Below are 4,844 nucleotides of genomic sequence, written 5' to 3' on the forward strand. Positions count from 1 at the left end.
AAAATAGTGGTATTTCGATCAGCAATGGGCCTCATGGCGTTTTTTTTGAGATTCTGGATCAACGGCAATGCCTTCTTCGGCTAGATCAGATCTTCCCTAGTGTAGCCGATATCATAAATCTGCTCGTTATTCTGTGACGCCGCTGTCGCTAGTGGCGCAGAAACGAAATAGGTGTGCCCTAAATTCGCATCGCCCTGAAAGAAAATACTACTTTTCCCATCTACGGCGTAGGTTATCATCCCGCTCAACCAATTGAAGCGATCTGAGTAGAATCCATCATTCCAACATAACGATGCAGTTACTGGGCCGTGGCTATAGTTCATTTGCAAACCACGGACAATGGCATTTTCTTGTCCCCACAAAAGACCCCGCTCTATATTCCAGTTTTGATAACTAAAGGTGTATTCATCGCCAGTTAGGGTGAACAGCTTGCCGACTTGAATATTGAAATGACTAGATGGAGCGAACTCAATGTAAGCCGTCGGCAATGCACCGAAAGTGTTCTGGGTGAAGCTGCCGGTAGACGCGAAGGGCGCGCCGAGGGTGATGATATTGTAGGCACCTGCCTGAACGCCAAACTGCAGCATGCCGTCGGTTTTGGAAATCATCACTAAACCATTACTGATGTCCGCCGAGGCGGTCTTGTTGCCTGGCGTGCCCGACCCGGCAAAGGCGTTGTCCTGCCACATGCCATAGGCACTTGCCACACCCTGGACATTGAGCTTTCCCAAGGGGCCGGCATCAAAGTGGAGTGGTTCGGGCAAACTGAGAGGCGCGGCCTGCGCTGCGTCTTCAGTGACAACACTCGCGAAAATTACCACCATAGACGGGAGAAATTTAGATACGACGGATAAGCTACTTTTCATTGTATACGCTCCAGATACGATTATTGGGAACAGCGCGTATGCCAGAGCAGATTTCATGCCTAACAAAAATCCACGATTTCCTTCAGTTATCAAAAATCCCATGCACCACTTTTGACATTTTGAACGATTTTGGTGCACGGAGAATAAAAAATGCCCCAGAATTACCTGGGGCATGACGTCATCAAGGGTGGATCGCTTTACATATAGATTTGCTCGCCATGCTGGCTCACATCGAGCCCTTCGCGCTCCGCCTCTTCGCTCACCCGTAGGCCCAGCCCCCAGTCGATCGCCTTAAGCAAAATCCAACTCACGGTCCCATCATAGGCAATCGTAAAACCAACGCCGGTTGCCTGCACCCACAATTGATGCAGGTTTCCCTCCAACACCCCCGCGGTGCCACCAATCGCCGCAACGGCAAACACCCCGGTGAGCAAGGCGCCGATGATGCCGCCCACCGCATGCACCCCAAAGGCATCTAGGGAGTCATCGTAGTTCAGCCAGTTTTTTACGTAGACGGAGGCCCAGAAGCAGCCAATGCCGGCAGCAATGCCAATCCACAAGCTTCCCATCGGACCCACAAAGCCGGAAGCCGGAGTGATGGCGACCAAGCCGGCGACCGCGCCGGAGCTCATCCCCAACACCGTCGGCTTGCCCCGCGCCCACCACTCGATAAACATCCAGGCAAGAGCCGCTGCCGCCGTCGCAATCTGCGTCACCGCCATCGCCATCCCGGCACGGTCACTCGCCGCTACTGCCGAGCCAGCATTGAAGCCAAACCAACCCACCCAAAGCATGGCCGCGCCCATGAGGGTAAAGAGCAGGTTGCTCGGGTGCATGGCGTCGTGGCGATAGCCGATGCGCTTACCAATTACCAGCGCCGCGACCAAGCCAGCAATGCCAGCGTTGATATGCACCACAGTGCCTCCCGCGTAATCGAGAACTCCATCACTGCTCAACCAACCACCGGGGCCCCAGACCATGTGGGCGATAGGTGCGTACACCAGCAAAGACCACAAACCGGTGAACCAAAGCAGTGCAGAAAATTTCATGCGCTCGGCAAAGGCGCCCACGATGAGGGCCGGGGTGATGATGGCAAAGGTCATCTGGAAGGTCATATATACCGATTCCGGGATAGTCGGCGCCAGCGCATTGGCACTATCGAGACCCAAGCCATGCAGAAAAAAACGGCTGGTTCCGCCAATGAAGGCATTTCCCGGCGTAAACGCCAAGGAATAACCAAAAAACATCCACAGTACCGAAATCAGGGCGGTCACGGCAAAGCTCTGCGCAGCGGTGGCAAGGATGTTTTTGCGCCGCACCATGCCACCGTAAAACAGCGCCAAGCCGGGTATGGTCATGAGCAGCACCAGGGCGGTAGACGTCAGCATCCAAGCCGTATCTCCGCCTTTGAAGGGGGGTGTGGCGTCGGCTATGGCCCAGGGACTGGCAAAAATGGTGAGGGCGGCTGTCGCCACCCCGATGGCTCCCTTTCGTATCATAAACGCTCCTTAGAGTAGGTATTGACTTGTATGCTTGTACCGTCACTAAGACGGTCAGGATGCTCTTAGCAAAGAGCAGGCCAGGGCATAGGCGCAAGAAACGCAGTGAGCACCGCCAAGAATAAGACCAGAACGCACCAATGCGGTGCAAACCAATTACGCCAATTTTCACGGTGCGACTTGAATTGCGACCGCGGCGTCCCCATTTTGGGCAGCGAAGCAGTAATTGATGGATACCGCTTTTTCAGGAGAAGGCATGACCACCGAAACGATGCAGTTCCAAACCGAGGTCAACCAGCTTTTGCAGCTGATGATCCACTCCCTCTATTCCAATAAAGAAATCTTCCTCCGCGAGTTACTCTCCAACGCCTCCGACGCCTGCGACAAGCTGCGCTTCGAGGCCCTCGCCGACCCGGCATTACTCGAGGGCGGTGAGGAGCTGCACGTCGATGTCGAATTTGACGAAGCAGCACACACCATCACCATTCGCGACAACGGCATCGGCATGAATCGCGATGAGGTCATCGCCAATATTGGCACCATCGCCAAGTCGGGCACCCGCGAGTTTTTCTCCCGCCTCAGCGGCGACCAAGCCAAGGATGCCCAACTCATCGGCCAGTTCGGAGTGGGTTTTTATTCGGCCTTCATCGTTGCCGAGCGAGTTACCCTCAACACCCGCCGCGCCGGCATGGGCGCCGAGCATGGGGTGCGCTGGGAATCCGACGGCACCGGCACCTATACCCTGGAGACGGTAGAGCTCCCCGCCCGTGGCACGGAAATCGTCCTCCACCTTCGCGAAGACGAGCGCCAAGACCTGCTCAGCGCCTGGCGCCTGCGCTCCATCATCCGCAAGTACTCCGATCACATCCCCCTGCCCATCCGTATGCGCAAGCTCGGAGAAGACGGCAAACCCGGCGACGAGTGGGAGACCGTCAACAAGGCCTCTGCCCTTTGGCAGCGGCCCAAATCGGAGATCAGCGACGCCGAGTACAAGGAATTCTATCAGCACGTTAGCCACGATTTTGGCGAGCCCCTGGCCTGGGTGCACAATCGCGTCGAGGGGAAGCTTGAGTACACCTCCCTGCTCTATTTGCCAAGCAAGGCACCCTTCGATCTCTGGGACCAAAAGCAGACCCACGGCATCAAGCTCTACGTACAGCGCGTCTTCATCATGGACGACGCCGAGCAGCTTCTGCCGCGGTACCTACGTTTCGTTCGCGGGGTCATCGACTCCAGCGATCTGCCCCTCAACGTCTCCCGCGAAATCCTGCAAGGTAACCGCGTTATCGAGCAGATGCGTTCCGGCGCTACCAAGCGGATACTTGGGCTGCTCGAAGAGATGGCAGAAAAGGAACCCGAAAAGTACCAAAGCTTTTGGAACGAGTTTGGGCGCGTGCTCAAGGAAGGACCCGGCGAGGACTTTCATAATCGCGAGCAGATCGCCAAGCTACTGCGCTTTGCCAGCACCCACACCGACACCAATGTGCAGAACGTCTCCTTGGCCGACTATGTGGCGCGGATGAAGGAAGGACAAGACAAGATCTACTACATCACTGCCGACTCTTTCCTCGCCGCCAAGAATAGTCCGCAGCTCGAAATTTTGCGCAAGAAAGGCATCGAGGTACTCCTGCTCAGCGATCGCGTCGATGAATGGCTCACCAGCCACCTGCACGAATTTGAAGGTAAAAAGTTGGTTTCTGCCGCCAAAGGCGATCTCGATCTCGGACAAATCGAAACCGAAGAAGAGAAAAAATCTCAGGAGGAGACAGCAAAAGCGGCCGAGGGCTTGGTGGAGCGCATCAAAAAAGCCTTGGGCGATCGCGTCGAGGCAGTGCGCGTGTCCCATCGTCTCACCAGTTCCCCCTCCTGTATCGTCCTTGGCGAACGCGATATGGCCCTCTACATGCAGCAACTGCTCAAGCAGGCCGGGCACGAGTTACCCAGCAGCAAACCGATCTTGGAAATCAACCCGCAGCACCCCATGCTGGCGCGGATCGAGGCGGAGACCGACGACACCCGCTTTGCCGACTGGTCGGCGCTGTTACTCGACCAAGCCATCCTCGCCGAAGGGGGGCAGCTAGAGGACCCCGCAAGCTTCGTCGCTCGCCTCAACCAACTGATGTTGGCTCTCGCCCACTAAGGCCGCCTCGGGGGTGCCTGCGGGCGCCCCTGGCGCCCCTCCACTTTCCCCACGTTACACTCCTAATTTTTTGATTATTAAGAATTAATTTTTTGATCCTAGATCACTAGACGCGAAAGAAATCTGTGTTAACATTCGCCCCAACAAAAACGTGATTGTGTTTGAATCACCATGAGGGAGCGTAACGTATGAGCAGGCTGATTCGGCTTTTTAGCCGATCTGTGACTCTGTTTCAAGAACATGTATGCGTCCACCACCTTTGGCACTGTGGTAGATGTTGGAGGAGGAAGGATAGCGGTGGTTTCTGTCCGAGTCGATGGTGTGGCCGTTCGGCGTTGT

General features: G+C 55.7%; 3 protein-coding genes. 1 reads left to right on the forward strand and 2 read right to left on the reverse strand.

All coding sequences use genetic code 11. The features are described 5' to 3' along the window. Positions 1–80 precede the first annotated feature (80 nt). Positions 81–866: an outer membrane beta-barrel protein gene (locus RTI30_RS12530; protein WP_312283911.1), complete on the reverse strand. Its 786-nt coding sequence runs from the start codon at positions 864–866 to the stop codon at positions 81–83. A gap of 197 nt (positions 867–1,063) precedes the next feature. Further along, the gene (locus tag RTI30_RS12535) at positions 1,064–2,365 is read right to left on the reverse strand and encodes an ammonium transporter (RefSeq protein ID WP_312263410.1); all 1,302 of its coding nucleotides are present in this window, start codon (positions 2,363–2,365) and stop codon (positions 1,064–1,066) included. 256 nt (positions 2,366–2,621) lie between these two features. On the opposite strand from RTI30_RS12535, the gene htpG reads away from it, so the two are divergent. Beyond that, positions 2,622–4,505: a molecular chaperone HtpG gene (htpG, locus tag RTI30_RS12540; protein WP_312263411.1), complete on the forward strand. Its 1,884-nt coding sequence runs from the start codon at positions 2,622–2,624 to the stop codon at positions 4,503–4,505. Positions 4,506–4,844 lie beyond the last annotated feature (339 nt).

The sequence above is a fragment of the Candidatus Igneacidithiobacillus taiwanensis genome (assembly GCF_031962545.1).
Lineage (GTDB): Bacteria > Pseudomonadota > Gammaproteobacteria > Acidithiobacillales > Acidithiobacillaceae > Igneacidithiobacillus > Igneacidithiobacillus taiwanensis.